The following is a 16530-nucleotide window of genomic DNA, read 5'->3' on the forward strand; positions in this document are numbered from 1 at the left end:
TTCTCCTTGGTTGATTAACTAATTATGGCAATTTGCCTTACGGTTTGGATTCAGCAACTCCGCCCCGTGTCTATACCTTTTCTGCCGAGATTGCGATCTGTACACATTCAAAACACCGCGCACTCCGAAAAGAGGAAACTCTGCGTCTATTCTAGCACAGTTGATAACAATTTGTCTAGCGATTGCTACTATTACACTGTCTTTAAGTGATTAATTCGCTCTAGGTATTCAAGCCAAACATAACACTAAGCGTCCTAGTTGTAATTTCATTATATCACTAGCATATTAAAGTAAAAACTCCACCCCCGTCCGTGGAGTTTTTACTCGACACGGCGAGAGTGGAGTGTCACTCCACAGTTGTTTTGAGGCCAAGAATGTCGTTGTACATACTTGGTGAAAGCGTGATTCTCGCTCCGGCTGACTCCTTAAAGGCGTCAGCTATTATCGGGGCAAGTCCTTGCCTTGACATGTCATCCGAGATGACGACGTTAGGAGGTAGGGCTGTGCAGTCCATCAGCACCCAGCCATAGGACCAGATACTGTTGCCGCAGGCGTAGGAGTGTTGCCAGTAAGCTACACTCCTAGGTTCTGGTGTCTTAGGGACGTCTATAGACATAGACGCCTCTGAGACGTCTGGTCGAATGTCGAAGGTGATCTTAGAGATCGGAATCTCTAAAACATACGATCCATTGTTGCCCTCGAAGGCAACTAAAATAGATGTACCCGACGTCCACTCTCCTGCTCCTTTGATGTAGAACAGACCACCGTAATCTACCCGACCGCTGCCGGCGGTAGTCCTATCCCCTACGGATATGGGATATTCCTTGCCAGGCTCTAATCCAAAGCTAGAGACGACATCGGATAATGTCGCGTCGGTTCTCTTCTCTTCGCATTCACTAGCCTGCATCGCATATGACAGCATATTGGTCAGCGACCACGCAAGAAACATGGATAGAAAGACATATAACATTCTTTCAACCTTGAGTCTAAGCTTGGCTGAAGATTTATCCTTCCCATCGTCCATATTTCTAATCTCTACCTCTTTCTGGGACGTCATCGCATTGATGACAAAGATGGAGATTGTCAGACCGGTCAGGACCGCAAACATTGGCAGGATAAGATACATCATAGTCTCCCTTGCTGTGAAGTACTCTTTCACACGGTTGCGTGAAAGCTGATATAACTTATATCATACCTGGGCTAAAAAGTCAATACATATCTTCCAAAACAAAGACTTCGAATCTACATACAGTGCTTTATGAGCTACCAAATAAAATAATCATCATACGCAAAACACCCGACCTTATAATCAAGGTACGGGTGTTGCGGATTATTGCGGCCAGATCTACCTGCTAAACAGCGATTTCTTCTTCACTGAATTCGTCTTCGCTCGGTGCTTCGAATTCTTCATCTTCTTCGACAGCGCCGGTTCCTACTGGAATCTTGCGGCCGATGATGACGTTTTCCTTCAAACCATGCAAGTGGTCAGCTCGACCAGATACGGCAGCGTTGATCAGCACGCGAGTAGTATCCTGGAAGGATGCAGCCGATAGCCATGAGTCACTCCAGATTGACACCTTTGTGATACCAAGTAGCAATTGTGTGTAGCTAATCAAGTTCTTACCTTCAGCAGCCAATTGCTTATTTGCATTGACCACAGCGGCCTTAGAAACGATGTCGCCAGTCACGAATTCACTATCACCAGCATCTTCGATTTGCACGCGACTAAACATCTGTCGAACAATGATCTCCAAATGCTTGTCAGCCACGTCCTGACCCTGAGCAGCATAGATTCGCAGAACTTCGTTGATGATATAGCGCTGAGTTGCCTCAACACCCTTAAGTCGCATCAAATCGTGCAAGTTCAACGATCCAGTTGTCAATCGATCACCAGCTTCGACAACATCGTTTGCCTTAACGACCAACTGCATATTGCCTGGGATTTCATAACGAGTTGGTGAACCGGCTTCTGCGGCAATCACTAAAGTATCTTCAGCAACCTCGACTACACCATCAAATGGCGCGATCAAAGGTCGAGTGTCGCTCTCGCCAGTTGCCAAGACATCGCCAGCCTTAACACTTGAGCCAGCCTTAACCACAACGGTTCGTCCTTCTAATGGCAATCGCTCAACCTTGCCAGATTCTGGTGTAATTTGAACGATGTACTTCTTGCCATCCTCCCAAACGTCAACCAAACCAGCAACTTCCGTAATGAATGCCTGACCCTTTGGTGTGCGTGCTTCAAACAATTCTTCAACACGAGGCAAACCTTGAGTAATATCACCACCAGCAACACCAGAGTTGTGGAAGGTACGAAGCGTCAACTGAGTACCAGGCTCACCGACCGACTGAGCGGCGATAACACCGACTGGCTGATGATTGCCAACCAATTTACCAGTCGACATATCAATACCGTAACTTCGCTGTGGAATACCGTTAAGGTTGTTTGTTGATAATACGGACTGAATCTTAACGCTTTCAATGCTTTCGTCGTCATCAATTGAATCTGCGATTTCACGCGTGATCAATTCGTTCTTATTGACGTGACCTGGAATTGTTTCAGCAGCATAACGACCAGCCAAACGGTTTGAGAAGTCAATCATTGTCTCTTCGGTTTCTGATCGGTAAATTGCGTAACCTTCATCGTCGCCATCAGTATCTTCAACGGTAAAGACGTCTTGTGCAACGTCAACCAAACGACGAGTCAAGTAACCCGAGTCGGCAGTCTTAAGAGCCGTGTCAATAAGACCCTTACGTGCACCACGAGTTGCGATAAAGGCCTCAAGGCTAGACAAACCGCCCGTGTAAGAGCTGCGAATTGGAAGCTCAATCTCATGGTTGGTTGCGTCCATCTGAACACCAATCATCGCGCTCGCCAACTTCACGTTGGAAATATCACCACGAGCACCAGAGTTAACCATCATAGAAATACTGGTGTCCATGTGTGCCAATTGGTCTTTCAGGAATGCTGTAATCTTATTGTCGACGTTTCGCCATGCGCTAACCGTCAAGTTATATCGCTCTTCCTCAGTAATTAAACCTTGGTCGAATTGCTCAGAAATCAAAGCCGCCTTAGCGTCACCTTCAGCCACAAACTGAGGAATTTCCTCAAAGTGGACGTAGTCGGTCATACCAGTCGACACAGCCGCAACCGTAGCAAAGCGAAAAGCTTGACCCTTCATGCGGTCTGCAATCTTAGCAGTTTCTTCGGCACCGTACTTGTTAAAGATTTGCGCCAGCACTTTCTTAAGCTGCTTTTTAGTCTGGACATTATTATCGTATGGAAAATCTTCAGGCAGAATCTCATTGAAGAAGACACGACCCAAAGTTGTTTCACGCATTTTACCCTTTGCAAAGATGCGAATTGGAGTTTGCAATTGAATTACGCCATTGTCGTAAGCCATTTCTGCTTCGTAAACAGAGCTGTAAGTTTTAACCTTATCAGTCTGAGCTTGTGGCTTGTCGTAAGTCAAGTAATAGTTACCGAGCACGATGTCCTGCGAAATATGCAGCACTGGCGCACCATCAGCAGGCTTCAACAAGTTGGCAGTTGCGCTCATCAATTCACGAGCTTCAGCCTGAGCCTCTTTTGATAGCGGCAAGTGAACAGCCATCTGGTCACCATCGAAGTCGGCGTTAAATCCGGCACAAACTAGCGGATGCAACTGAATAGCTTTTCCCTCAACCAAAACTGGCTGGAAGGCTTGAATTGACAAACGGTGCAAACTTGGTGCGCGGTTAAGTAGAACGTACTTACCTTCAATTGCTGAGTCCAGCGCGTCCCAAACTACCGCTTCACCAGCTTCAATTAGACGTGAAGCCGAGCGAATATTGTGCGCAAATTCATTCTTAATCAACCAGCTAATCACGAATGGCTTAAACAATTCCAGAGCCATCTGCTTTGGTAGCCCACACTGATGGATTTTCAACTTTGGACCAACCACGATAACCGAGCGGCCAGAATAGTCAACACGCTTACCAAGAAGGTTCTGACGGAAGCGACCTTGCTTACCCTTTAGCATATCACTCAAACTCTTCAAGCTACGGCGACCGCCAGTCGAGCTAACCGCACGACCGCGAGATGCTGAATTGTCAATCAAAGCGTCAACAGCTTCCTGAAGCATGCGCTTTTCATTGCGCTGAATAACTTCTGGCGCATTAAGCTCAATCAACTTCTTCAAGCGGTTGTTGCGGTTAATGATTCGGCGGTACAAGTCATTCAAGTCAGATGTCGCAAATCGACCACCAGACAACGCCACCATTGGACGAAGATCCGGAGGAATCACCGGCAGAACGGTCATACATAGGCTTGACGGCTTAATGCCAGCAGCTTCCATACTCTCCAACATCTTTAAGCGCTTTAGCAACTTCTTCTGTCGTTGACCTTTCGCAGTCTCAGCTTCCTCTGTCAACTCAGCAATGAGTTTTGGCAACTCAATCTTGTCCAAGAGTTCTTTGACCGCACTAGCACCCATGCCAACTTCGATCAATTCGTCATATTCTTCTGGCAAGTTGCGATATTCGCTCTCTGAGATCAAAGCACCAAAATTCAAGCTTTCCAATTGAGTTTTCTTGCCAACGTAAGCTTCCTCCAACTCCTCAACTTCACGGCTCTGCTCTTTAGCTAGTTGCTTAACGTCAGCGCCATCTTCTTCAGCCATTTTTTCGTAGCGGATTTTGATAGCCTTGCGAGCCAAATCAGTTTCCGCTTCCAAATCTGCCAAATATTGATCACGAGTTGTTTCGTCAACGTTTAAGATGACGTAAGTTGCAAAGTAAACGATTTTCTCAATATTGCGAACCGTCATGCCAAGTAGCTGGCTCATTGCACTTGGAGTGCCGCGCATAAACCAAATGTGTGCAACTGGAACTGCCAATTGAATGTGCCCCATTCGCTCACGACGAACGATTGACTTAGTGACCAATTCGCCATTCTTATCGACAGCAGCTTCGCGTGAACGTACACCCTTAAGCTTTGAGTCGTGCGGATTGATGTCCTTAACCGGACCAAAGATTCTCTCACAGAACAATCCGTCGCGCTCTGGCTTTTGTGTGCGATAGTTAATTGTTTCTGGCTTCAAAACTTCGCCGTAGCTCCATTTCAGAATATCTTCTGGGCTAGCTACCGCCAAACGAACCGCGTCAAAATCGCTGATGCCCGTTGCGTTAAATGCAGAATTTACCATCTTACGCGTCCTCCTTTATTTCTTCTACTTCATCAATATCTTGCACGCTCATACCATCGTCAATTTCACCGATGTCATCTGATTCATCCAAGTATGTTTCTTCTATCTCATCATCAGTAGCGACAGTTTTATCTTCCGGACCACTTGAAGCAATAACGTGCTCAGCGTCAACTGTTGCCTCGTCGTCAACTAAATCAACTCGAAGACCCAAACCTTGAAGCTCCTTAACCAACACGTTGAAGGACTCTGGAAGTTTTGGACCGACAATCGGCTCATCCTTAATGATTGATTCGTATGCCTTAGCGCGACCGTAAACGTCGTCAGACTTAATTGTCAACATTTCCTGTAGGGTTGCAGCGGCACCGTAAGCTTCCAATGCCCAAACCTCCATCTCACCGAATCGCTGACCACCGTTTTGTGCTTTACCACCAAGTGGCTGCTGAGTAACCATCGTGTATGGACCAGTTGAACGAGCGTGAATCTTGTCAGAAACCATGTGGTGCAACTTAATCATATGCATCACACCAACTGTTGTTCGCTCCTCAAATGGTTCACCGGTGCGACCGTCAAACAATTGACTCTTACCGTCACGCGCCAAACCAGCTTTTTCTAGCTCATCAGAAATCTTCTCACTTGGAACACCGTTAAATGATGGAGTTGCTACGCGGTAGCCCAATGCTCGAGCCGCCATACCAAGGTGAGTTTCAAAAATCTGACCAAGGTTCATGCGACTTGGCACACCAAGTGGGTTCAAAACTACGTCAACTGGCGTACCATCCTCTAGGAATGGCATATCTTCAACAGGAAGAACTTTCGCCACAACACCCTTGTTACCGAAGCGTCCGGCCATCTTGTCACCAACGCCAATCTTTCGTAATTGCGCAACGAAGATCTGGATTTGCATCAAAACGCCAGCCTTCAATTCGTGACCATTTTCACGACTAAAGATCTTAACGCCAACGACTTTACCGCCGCCCGCGTTGTTCATTCGCTGTGATGTATCGCGAACGTCCTTAGCCTTTTCACCGAAGATTGCGCGAAGCAGACGTTCCTCAGAGCTCAATTCCTGCTCGCCCTTTGGTGTAATCTTACCAACCAAAACATCGCCAGCCTTAACCTCGGAACCGATTTGAACAATTCCGTTCTCATCCAAGTGGCGCAAACTCTCCTCGGAAACGTTCGGGATATCACGCGTCACAATCTCTGGACCAAGCTTCGTCTCACGAACCTCAACGGTGTAATCTTTAATGTTGATGCTTGTCAATCGATCATCTTCAACCAAACGACGACTCATAATAATCGCATCTTCCATGTTGTAGCCGCCCCATGGCATAAAGGCAACCAGAAGGTTTTTACCTAGGGCAATTTCACCGCCAGCAATTGAGGCACCTTCAATCAGAATATCGCCCTTCTTCACCTTGTCGCCACGCTCAACGCGGACTTTTTGGTTGTAACAACGATCGTCATTATTCTTCACGAAGTGCTTCAATGTGTAAATCTTTACGCCGTCAGCATATTTAACGTGAACTTCATCGGCATCAGCGCGAACGACTTCACCGTCAGCGCTAGCTTGAATCAAGTGACCACTATTCTCAGCCACAGCCTTTTCAATTCCAGTACCAACAGTTGCGGATTCTGGACACAATAGAGGAACAGCCTGACGTTGCATGTTTGATCCAGTCAAGGCACGGTCGACACGAGTCTTTTCAATAAATGGCACCAGCGCCGCAGTCGAACCTAGAATCTGGCGGTGAGCTGCGTCCATGTAAGTAACCTGGCTAGCATCAACTTGTGATGGTTGCATGTTACTGCGAGCGTTGACGCGCTCGTCGCAGAAAGTTCCGTCTTCATTAAGAGCCTCGCCAGCATCAGCGATAACCTCACCAATTTCCTGTGAAGCATCCAAGTAAACAAGTTCGTCAGTGACTTTTCCGTCTTTCACACGAAGATATGGAGTCTCAATAAATCCGTATTCGTTAACGCGCGCATAAGCCGCCAAGTTCAGCACCAAACCGATATTTGCACCTTCTGGCGTTTCCACTGAACAGATACGACCATAGTGAGTTGGGTGGGCGTCGCGGACCTCAAATCCAGCGCGCTCGCGAGTCAAACCGCCAGGACCAGTCGAGCTCAAACGTCGCTTGTGACTCAACTCTGACAATGGGTTAACTTCGTCAAGTAGCTGTGACAACTGGCTTGAAGTGAAGAATTCACGAACAGCCGCAACAATCGGACGAGCATTAATTAATTGACTTGGACTAACACTTTCCAAATCCGCCACGCTCATGCGATCCATCGCGTTGCGTTGCATTCGGAGCATACCAACGCGGAATTGTCGGGCAATCAATTCACCTACCAAGCGAACTCGGCGGTTACTCAATGCGTCAATGTCGTCAGCTGGCTCCTGAGTATTGTTCAAGCGAATAACTTCACGCAAAATCGCCACCAAATCGCTCATTTGCAATGTACGATTTTCAGCCGTATTAGCGACATCCAGACCCAAGCGCTGATTCAATTTATAACGACCAACCCGCGAATAATCAAACCGCTTGAAGTCAAAGAACATTCGCTCAATCATCTGACGAGCGTTATCAACTGTCGCCAAATCACCTGGACGTAATCGACGATAAACCTCAATCAACGCCTCATTGGCACCACGAGAAGTGTCCTTGTCTAAAGTTTCGTCAATATACTTTACGTCACCAGTATCAATATCAGCGAACAATTCCTTAATTTCGCTAGTCTTTGGATAGCCCAAAGCGCGCAACAAAGTTGTTGCCGGTATCTTACGACGACGGTCGATCTTTACGTAAATCGTACCGTTAGAAGCCGTCTCAAATTCCATCCAAGCTCCACGTCCTGGAATGATTTTTGCGCCGTAGTAATTACGTCCCGCTACTGTTTCAGCAGTGAAGAAAACACCAGCAGAACGAATCAACTGGCTAACAACCACACGCTCCGTACCGTTGATAACGAACGTACCGCGATCAGTCATCCATGGATATTCACCGAGGTAAATTTCCTGCTCTTCAACTACACCAGTTGTCTTGTTTGTCAATTCAACTGTTGCGTGTAGCGGAGCTTCAAATGTCAAGTTGTTTTCTTTGGCAAATTGGTCAGTGTTTTTTGGCTCGCCAAAATAGTATTTGCCGAACTTTAATGACAACTTCTGACCGGTATAGTCGTCAATTGGGTTAACTTCTGAAAATATCTCACTCAAGCCTTCTTCGACGAACCAGCGCCAAGAATCTTTTTGGTGAGCGATCAAGTTTGGCAGCGGCAGGGCATTATCACCAGAGGTGAAATAGACGCGCTCGCTGCTTGTGGTTGGTTTTTTTGCCACAGGCGTAAACACTCCTCGCTTTAATTAGTGGTTAATAGACGGCTGTGAAGATCTCTAATTCATAGCCCAAAATCACGATTTGCCTACTCGCAATTTTTACCCGCCATGAATACACTACTTCTATAACTACTCATTATGACGAAAAACGTCAATAAAATCAAGGGTTTTACTAGTGTTTTTCGATATTATCAATCAACATATCATGAACTTCGTCAATCGTCCCGTCAGCCGAAACTACCGGAATTCCGTACGCCTCGGCAATCTCCAGATATCCATCGTCGACTTTTTTCTGAAAATCTTGCCCGCGCGACTCAAAAGTGTCAGGATTTTTCAGCTCGCCGCGCATAGAAATTCGCGATTCCCGCTTCTCTCGGCTCAAACTTAAAATAACCATAACATTTGGCTGCAAATATTTTTCATCAGTAAACAGTTCCGTCAATCTCAAAATCTCTGATTCATCAAAGCCCTCGCCTCGCCCCTGATAAACCAGCGTTGAGATATAATTTCTCGCGCTCAAAACAATCTCCCCACGTTCCAACGCAGGCTGAATTTTTTCCCGCCACAATTCACGCCGAGCTGCAGAAAATAGTGCCACATTCACCGCCGCAGAGCGCGCCAAATCGCCATTTTTAATAACTTTTCGAAGTTCATTTGCTATCGGAGTTGATTTTTCCGGATCGTCACTTCCCGGCTCTTCAATCACGCAAACCGTTCGCCCGATTGACCGAAAATATTCCGCCAATTTCGCGACCTGTGTAGACTTGCCCGTTCCGTCATTACCCTCGATAACTATATATTTTCCCGCACTACTCATCACTACCTCATAATCACAGTGTGTGGCCTATTCAGATAAATCATCATCTTTTTCACCTTGCCGTCAACTTTTATAAAATGCGTATGTTGGTGCGCCATTGACCTAGATTTACTTCCTTGCGCCCGAGCGTAAATCGAATAGCCGTTATTCTCAAACTTCGCAATCTGATTCATATAGTCAATTTTTTCCTCATCGCTCAAATTCGCCAATGAATCCACGTGCCGTTTCGGTATAATCATCAAATGATCATCCACGCCGCAGCCATCCCAAAAATTATAGCCAAATCTATTCTTAATAATCAGGCAATGCGCAGTTTCATCAACTACCTGATCTGTGTGATGCTTTACCAATTGACAAAAATCGCAGCCGTCAGACTTATGCTTTCTCCTGTGATCGATATATTCTTTTTCTTTCGTTCGCGATCGAAACATTGAACCTGCCATCATCACAAAATCCCCTCGCTTAGACCCGGAATTTCCATCGGTTTATGACGATTATCCTTAAATGCCCGCGGCAACATCATTTCTGGACGCCAAGTCTTTATCAATTCATCCAAATCGTCAGTGTGCTGATATTTACCGCTCATTCCGCCGCGTCCACTAGCATATCCGCCGTCAACCTGACCAGTGTGATGAAAAATCAATTGCCCAATACGTTCGCCAACAGGCAAAACTACACTCTCATGCTTATTCAAATTGTAAATCTCAAGCGTAATCCGATTGATATATCCCGGATCAACCCAGCCAGCATCAAAACACACCGCCACGCCGTTTCGCCCCCAAGAGCTACGACTTTTCACCTCAGCCGCGCCGCCATGCGTCCGAATTCCAACAAATTCGTGCGTGTGTGCCAAAATTCGCTCACCAGGCTTCAGTACGATTATCGGATGCTCTGGCGGAATATTCTTAAATTCCCGAAAACCGTGCCGGTCACACCATTCGGCATGCGGAATCGCCTTAAGTGGACCCTTGAAGTATCGATTGACATCGGACTCGTCAAACGGATTATAAACTCGTGAAATCTCATCATATTCCTGTTTATAAAAATTAAAGCCTAGCGTAAAATCTAAGCTGGCTTCCGATACGTTTTTTGGGTTGAACGGCGTACAGACAATTGTCCCGTCTTCAATCGCCGCTAATATGTCTTTATTTGAATACACGCTCACTAAACACCTCCCATTGCGTGATTTTTCTACCAATTCTTATTATGGCAAGTTTACGCATTCCTATCAAGCTTTCGGTAAATTTTACAGCATGTTAAACTGAAATTATGGAAAAAGCCATTATTGTAGCTTACGATAAAAACCGCGCCATCGGTCAAAATGGCGATATGCCGTGGGGGCGAAGTCTGCCAGCCGACTTGGTGAATTTTAAGCGTTTGACGAGAAATAGCAACGTCATCATGGGCAGAAAAACGTTTGAGTCAATTGGCTCGCGACCGCTTCCAGACAGAGAAAATATTGTCATCTCATCAAAACCGACAGGTGTTAAAAAAGTTCTTACGGCTATGAATTTACGAAGCGCCCTGGCTCTATCCCGATATCCGACTTTTATTATTGGCGGCTCGCAAGTTTATAAAGACGCGCTAGATATTCCAGAAATTGACACTATTTACGCCACGGAAATTGACGCCGAATTCCCCGATGCTGACACTTTTTTCCCAGAAATAGATATGGACGCATGGGAAGAAGTAGGTCGCGTACATCATTCGGCAGATAACGAAAATAATTACGATTTTGATTTTGTGACGTATAAAAGAAAATAGCCTTCTTAAATTGACAGTATTTGGTATTTGTGGTATAGTAGAGACTATGGACGAGCGATCTATGATACGAGCTACAACCCTTGAACGTATAAAAGGCACTACGGTTGCGGACCTACCAGAGGGTAAAACAATAATACTATATGGCAAACCTACTGAAGAAGGCGCGATATTCAAAGATAAAGCCCCTGTTATGGAAAAATGGACAGACGAAAACGGAAAAGCTAGAGCAATAGGAAAGTGTGCGACTATACTATATGATACTGCTACTCGAGAGTTTAGCGTTATTCTACCCGATCAAGAGATTACTGGTCTACAACCGTCTGGTATTGAAAACGACAATTATATGATTCTTACAGCTAAAGAATCTGACGAAGAATAGACATCAATCACCTCAACAGACGAATGTAAATCACCGACCGCGAGAATCACACTACACAGCGATCGGCGCTTTTATTGCTGGATGGCACTCATAATTCTCCAGGCGAATATCATCAATCGTGAAATCGTCAATATTCTTGATGTCTGGATTGAGCCACAACTTAGGCGGCGTTAGTGGGTTCCTCGATAATTGCTCGTCAACTTGCGTGCGATGATTATTGTAAATATGCGCACTATTTAAGGTATGGATAAGCTCGCCGGGTTGCTTGTCGGTAACTTGAGCGACAATCGACAGAAGCAGCGCATAGCTGGCAATATTAAACGGCACGCCCAGGAACATGTCCGCCGAACGCTGCGTCAGAGCTAGATCCAGCCTATCTTTCTCGCAGTCTTTACCAGGTCTTACGTTAAATTGAAACATCGTATGACACGGAGGCAGCCCGCCAGCTTGGACGATATCATTAATTTCCGCCACATTCCACGCGCTCACGATATTCCGACGCGACTCTGGATTCGTCTTTATTATGTCAATGGCGTTCTGAATCTGGTCAATAATTCCGCCCTTCCCGTCCGGCCATTTTCGCCATTGGACACCATAAACAGGACCCAAATTTCCCCATTCTTCAGCAAAATCATGATCGTTCGCAATCTTATCAATAAATTCCTTCATTCCAGCGCGCCACTCATCGCCGTTAATTTCTGGTATTTTCTGACCAGTTTTTTCTAGATAATTTTTATATGGCCACTCATCCCAAATATGAACGCCGTTTTGCGCCAAATATTCAATATTGCCCGTACCCTTAAGAAACCATAAAAGCTCATGAGCAACGCTTTTGAAATATAACTTCTTAGTGGTCATAGCCGGAAATCCGTCCGCCAAATTATATCGCGTCTGAATGCCAAAAATTTCTGTCGTCCCCGTCCCCGTACGATCACCTTTTTGCACACCGTTATCACGAACGTATTTCAATGCGTCTAAATATTGCCTCATAGACCCTCCTTGCCTACTTCAAATTATGACAATATCCTCCAAAAACCACAAGCAGAATCACTAGTAGTTTTAACAACAAATGCGCAAATTTTTACGACAATTTAGTCAAGACTTTATCAATCAGTCCGTATTTTACGGCTTCATCTGGCGTCATCCAATAGTCACGTTCCATGTCAGACTTAACCTTAGCTAATTTCTGACCAGTGTTTTTCGCCATAATCTTCGCTAACATCTCCTTAACCTCCAAAGTTTCCTTCATGTCAATTTCCATGTCGGTCACTTTGCCGTGCGTTCCAGAAGACGGCTGATGAATCATAACCTTGGCATGCGGCAAACAAAACCTCTTCCCCTTAGCGCCAGAACTGAGCAAAAACGCGCCCATGCTTGCCTGCAAACCAATTCCATACGTTGCCACATCGGGCTTAATAAAATTCATCGTGTCATAAATTGCCATACCGTCATAAACGCTGCCGCCTGGACTATTGATATATAGCGATATATCAGCCTGCGGGTCAACGTATGCCAAATGCAGTAATTGCGCCACTACACTGTTAGCAGTATGCTCGTTAACGTCTTCGCCAAGGAAAATAATTCTCTCATTCAACAATCTCGAATAGATATCAAAAGCACGCTCGCCGTCGGCCGACTTTTCAACGACAGTTGGAATGAGATATGATTTTGGCATATTTACCCTATTTCTTCGTGTTTAATTCGACCAATTTAGCAACGGTCTTATCTGTAATCATTCGGTTGGCAATGTCGCGGTGGACGTTTGGATTGTCAAATTGCTCTAGCATCTTCTTGTCTTTGCCGTATTGCTGCTTAAAGAAATTAATCTGTTCTTGGATCTCATCACGAGAAGCGTCAATCTTCAATTCTTTTGACAATTCAGCCAATACCAGACCAGCCTTAACACGCTTTTCAGCCGCTGGACGAGCCTCTTTCTTCGTCCATTCCTCTTTATCTTTGAAGCCCTGAGTCTTCAAATAACTCTCCAAACTCAGTCCGCTGTACATCAAATTCTGAGTCAAGTCACGCTCGATTGATCGCAATTGATCCTCAACCAAAAGTTCTGGCAGCGCGGCTTTACTTTTTTCCGTTAACTCACCAACTAGCGCGTCCTTAAATTTCTCATCAGCTTCACGCTCTTTTTGTGCGGTAAGCTCGCGCTTAATGTCCTCTTTTACTTCTTTCATCTCTGTAAATGGACCGCATTTTGCAGCAAATTCATCGTTTAGTTCTGGCAATTTCAATTCATTAACATTGTGAAGTTTCACGGTAAACACAACGTCTTGACCCGCCAAATTCTCAGCGTGATAATCCTCTGGGAATTTCAGTTTCAAATCAAATTCTTCGCCAGCCTTATGACCAATCACGCCTTCTTCAAATCCAGGAATGAATTGACCTTCGCCAAGCTTCAAGCCATATTCCTTAGCCGAACCTCCCTCAAACGCTACGTCGTCTTTCTTTCCTGTAAAGTCAATCACAGCCTCGTCGCCGAGCTTAGCAGCACGCTTGACCTCTGATTTTTCAGAATAGTTTTTACGAATTCGCTCAATAACATCGTCAATTTCTTTATCTTCGACTTTCGCCACTTCTTTTTTTGCTGACAATTTTTTATAATCGCCCAATTTTACTGGCGGAATAACTTCAACTTCAGCCGTAAATTCCAACTCGGCGCCCGGCACAAACTTTTTCACTTCAACACTTGGTCGATCCAAAGCCTGCAATTTTTCCTGCAAAAACGCCTCAGCTACCGCCTTTGACAAAGCATTCTCCAGAACCTGCTCCTGAAGCGCATTCGGATCAACGTGCTTAGCGGCTATACTTGCGGGAACTTTTCCTTTGCGGAAGCCTGGAACTTTGATATCGCGGGCTAACTTCGTCAAGGAAACTTGTTCTGCGTCAGCCAATTCGCTAGCACCCAAAGAAATCGTCAATTGAACTTTAGTATCTGATAGTTTTTTTACAGTAGTCTTCATAAAGACTAATTATAACAGATATCAGGCTATACCTCAAACAGAGCGTCTTCATCGCCATCATATCGACGATCTTTGACAATTGTCACAATTCGTTCAGCGCCAACCTTTTGTTCATCGGATTCCACCAAGTTTCGAACCGTGTATGCGCCGCTAGCAATCTCATCCTCACCCACGAACACCGCAAACGGAATTTGCTTTTTTAGCGCCGCTTTTATCTGCTTGTCAATCTTTCTACCAGTGATATCCAACTCCGCTCGCACGCCTTCGCTGCGCAATTTTCGCGCCAAATCGTCCGCGCCAGCCATAGATTCTTTTGACACCGGAATTATATATACATCTGTTTTAGACGCCAATTTAGGCAACAAGCCGTGCACTTCCAAAAATTGTTCCATCGTTGTCGCGCCCATGCCAACGCCGACCGTAGCAATCGGTTCAACGCCAAATAGCCCGACCAATCCGTCATATCGTCCTCCACCAAACAACGCTCGGTTATTCTCTGGCGAATTGTCAAAAAGCTCAAAAACCATGCCTGTGTAATAATCCAGTCCGCGCATCAGAGTAACATCAAACACCGCATTCGTAATGCCTTTTTGGCTAAGCAATTTCATTACTTCGCGAAGCTGCTTGACGCTTTCATCTTCCATCAATTCGCCCGGTAAATCATCAACAGATTTCATACTGATCATTTTTGCTAGCTTCGGCAAACCCTCTGACGCTTGATTGCCAAAAATCTCAATGGCCTGACGCTTAAATTCTTCGGCAGGAATCTTATTTTTCCTATCAAGCAGCTTCATCATCATCGTCGAACCAACAATATCAAGCTTCAAAAATTGGCTCATCAAACGATTGATCAATTGGCGATTATTAACCCTAACCGTAAACATTTCCTGCTTGGCGCCAAAATTCATCACGCTAGCGTGACTCAGCTCAATAATCTCCGCGTCCGCCGCCGCGCCGTCCACGCCAAACAAATCCGCATTCAATTGCCAAAACTCACGCTCGCGTCCGCGCTGTGGTCGTTCATAGCGCATAAAATTAGCAATAGAATATAGTCGCGCAGGCATCGCTAATTCCTGACGCCTAGCCGCCACCATTCGAGAAATTGACGGCGTCATCTCAGGACGAATCGCCACCATTCGACCACCACGATCCTCAAAGGCATATGTTTGCTCGCCCGCCAATTCCTGACCTGACTTCGCCAGATAAATATCTAGCGGCTCCAGTAGCGGCGCGCCGTATTCTTCATAGCCAAAACTCTCAACCGTCTTGTGCCAAACATTAAAAATGTAATTCTGCAGACGCTTTTCCTCTGGAAAATAGTCTCGCGAACCTTTGTAACTTTGTGTCGATAAACTGCTCATGTTAGCTCCATTATGTCATTATTTCTTATTTATAGCAATCAAAAACGCCGAAGCAGAACTCGGCGCGTACAATCAAAAATCAGAGTCCTACCTCGGCAACACGTGTGAACGATGGAATTTAGGTAAAATCATGATACTATTGTAGTACATTTTGCTGCAGCCAACAATACATCGCCACAGTCGCTGCCGCACCGACGTTTATGGAGCGAGTCGAGCCGAATTGCTCAATCGCCACAATCTGATCCGCAGCGCCAGCCAGCTCTGCAGAAATCCCCGGCCCTTCTTGCCCAAATACCAAAACCGCACGCTTCGGTAAACTCGTCTGCGACATATTAACACTCCCAGGAATATTATCAATAGCAATAATTTCCCTATCTTCAGTCCGCATTTTCTCAACAAACTCTTCCGTCGTCGCCAGATACGTAATATGCAGATATTTATCCGTCATCATGGCACCGCGCTTATTCCATTGTCTACGCCCAATCACATAAATCTGCCGCACGCCAAACGCATTAGCGCTCCTGACAATTGTCCCCATATTAAAATCCCGCTCGGTATTTTCCAGCGCAATCACCAAACCGTGATCTTCAGAATCCAGCTCGCTTATAATCTCCGATTCGCTCCGACCCTTAAATTTATCAATGACATTTCTCTTATCTTCCATCTCTGTTATTTTAGCAAAATTCCTGAATAAATAACAAAAGTCGAGAG

At 45.5% G+C, this 16530-nt stretch carries 13 protein-coding genes; 2 read left to right on the top strand and 11 right to left on the bottom strand.

Annotated elements, in window-relative coordinates:
* Window positions 1-346 precede the first annotated feature (346 nt).
* The 6 genes from LR957_RS01735 to LR957_RS01760 all read right to left on the bottom strand — a co-directional run bounded on the left by LR957_RS01735 (window position 347) and on the right by LR957_RS01760 (window position 10508).
* Window positions 347-1129: a hypothetical protein gene (locus LR957_RS01735; protein WP_232273246.1), complete on the bottom strand. Its 783-nt coding sequence runs from the start codon at window positions 1127-1129 to the stop codon at window positions 347-349.
* A 223-nt stretch (window positions 1130-1352) separates the two neighbouring features.
* Entirely contained in the window at window positions 1353-5186 is a 3834-nt protein-coding gene (gene rpoC, locus LR957_RS01740) for a DNA-directed RNA polymerase subunit beta' (protein WP_232273247.1), read from the bottom strand.
* 1 nt (window position 5187) lies between these two features.
* Window positions 5188-8529, bottom strand: coding sequence for a DNA-directed RNA polymerase subunit beta (gene rpoB / locus LR957_RS01745; protein ID WP_232273248.1), 3342 nt, complete (start codon window positions 8527-8529; stop codon window positions 5188-5190).
* A 169-nt stretch (window positions 8530-8698) separates the two neighbouring features.
* Entirely contained in the window at window positions 8699-9343 is a 645-nt protein-coding gene (tmk, locus tag LR957_RS01750) for a dTMP kinase (RefSeq protein ID WP_232273249.1), read from the bottom strand.
* 2 nt (window positions 9344-9345) lie between these two features.
* Complete coding sequence (locus tag LR957_RS01755) at window positions 9346-9789, bottom strand: HIT family protein (RefSeq protein ID WP_232273250.1); 444 nt, start codon at window positions 9787-9789, stop codon at window positions 9346-9348.
* Window positions 9789-10508 carry a dCTP deaminase gene (locus tag LR957_RS01760; protein WP_232273251.1) on the bottom strand — a complete coding sequence of 240 codons (720 nt, stop codon included), beginning with the start codon at window positions 10506-10508 and terminating at the stop codon, window positions 9789-9791. Before LR957_RS01760 ends, LR957_RS01755 begins: the two co-directional genes overlap by 1 nt.
* 104 nt (window positions 10509-10612) lie before the next feature.
* Between LR957_RS01760 and LR957_RS01765 the strand changes: the two genes are divergently transcribed.
* Together LR957_RS01765 and LR957_RS01770 are read left to right on the top strand one after the other, a co-directional pair.
* Window positions 10613-11107: a dihydrofolate reductase gene (locus LR957_RS01765; RefSeq protein ID WP_232273252.1), complete on the top strand. Its 495-nt coding sequence runs from the start codon at window positions 10613-10615 to the stop codon at window positions 11105-11107.
* 46 nt (window positions 11108-11153) lie between these two features.
* Window positions 11154-11486 (top strand): hypothetical protein, encoded by a 333-nt coding sequence (locus LR957_RS01770; RefSeq protein WP_232273253.1) that lies wholly within the window; start codon window positions 11154-11156, stop codon window positions 11484-11486.
* A 51-nt stretch (window positions 11487-11537) separates the two neighbouring features.
* Here the strand turns inward: LR957_RS01770 and LR957_RS01775 are convergent, their stop codons facing one another.
* From LR957_RS01775 to LR957_RS01795, 5 genes are all read right to left on the bottom strand, one after another.
* Window positions 11538-12476 carry a thymidylate synthase gene (locus LR957_RS01775; protein WP_232273254.1) on the bottom strand — a complete coding sequence of 313 codons (939 nt, stop codon included), beginning with the start codon at window positions 12474-12476 and terminating at the stop codon, window positions 11538-11540.
* A gap of 91 nt (window positions 12477-12567) precedes the next feature.
* Window positions 12568-13161, bottom strand: a complete 594-nt coding sequence (locus LR957_RS01780) for an ATP-dependent Clp protease proteolytic subunit (RefSeq protein ID WP_129635252.1) — start codon at window positions 13159-13161, stop codon at window positions 12568-12570.
* Between the two features lie 7 nt (window positions 13162-13168).
* Entirely contained in the window at window positions 13169-14458 is a 1290-nt protein-coding gene (tig, locus tag LR957_RS01785) for a trigger factor (RefSeq protein WP_232273255.1), read from the bottom strand.
* 26 nt (window positions 14459-14484) lie between these two features.
* A complete protein-coding gene (gene hisS, locus LR957_RS01790; protein ID WP_232273256.1) occupies window positions 14485-15819 on the bottom strand; it encodes a histidine--tRNA ligase in 1335 nt (444 codons plus the stop codon).
* Between the two features lie 136 nt (window positions 15820-15955).
* Window positions 15956-16483 (bottom strand): TrmH family RNA methyltransferase, encoded by a 528-nt coding sequence (locus tag LR957_RS01795; RefSeq protein WP_232273257.1) that lies wholly within the window; start codon window positions 16481-16483, stop codon window positions 15956-15958.
* Window positions 16484-16530 lie beyond the last annotated feature (47 nt).

Source organism: Candidatus Nanosynbacter sp. HMT-352, from assembly GCF_021222645.1.
Classification (GTDB): domain Bacteria; phylum Patescibacteriota; class Saccharimonadia; order Saccharimonadales; family Saccharimonadaceae; genus Nanosynbacter.

Coding starts and splice junctions, on each gene's coding strand:
- LR957_RS01735 (WP_232273246.1), bottom strand. CDS start 1,129: ATGATGTATCTTATCCTGCCAATGTTTGCGGTCCTGACCGGTCTGACA.
- rpoC (WP_232273247.1), bottom strand. CDS start 5,186: ATGGTAAATTCTGCATTTAACGCAACGGGCATCAGCGATTTTGACGCG.
- tmk (WP_232273249.1), bottom strand. CDS start 9,343: ATGAGTAGTGCGGGAAAATATATAGTTATCGAGGGTAATGACGGAACG.
- LR957_RS01755 (WP_232273250.1), bottom strand. CDS start 9,789: ATGATGGCAGGTTCAATGTTTCGATCGCGAACGAAAGAAAAAGAATAT.
- LR957_RS01765 (WP_232273252.1), top strand. CDS start 10,613: ATGGAAAAAGCCATTATTGTAGCTTACGATAAAAACCGCGCCATCGGT.
- LR957_RS01770 (WP_232273253.1), top strand. CDS start 11,154: ATGGACGAGCGATCTATGATACGAGCTACAACCCTTGAACGTATAAAA.
- LR957_RS01775 (WP_232273254.1), bottom strand. CDS start 12,476: ATGAGGCAATATTTAGACGCATTGAAATACGTTCGTGATAACGGTGTG.
- LR957_RS01780 (WP_129635252.1), bottom strand. CDS start 13,161: ATGCCAAAATCATATCTCATTCCAACTGTCGTTGAAAAGTCGGCCGAC.
- tig (WP_232273255.1), bottom strand. CDS start 14,458: ATGAAGACTACTGTAAAAAAACTATCAGATACTAAAGTTCAATTGACG.
- hisS (WP_232273256.1), bottom strand. CDS start 15,819: ATGAGCAGTTTATCGACACAAAGTTACAAAGGTTCGCGAGACTATTTT.
- LR957_RS01795 (WP_232273257.1), bottom strand. CDS start 16,483: ATGGAAGATAAGAGAAATGTCATTGATAAATTTAAGGGTCGGAGCGAA.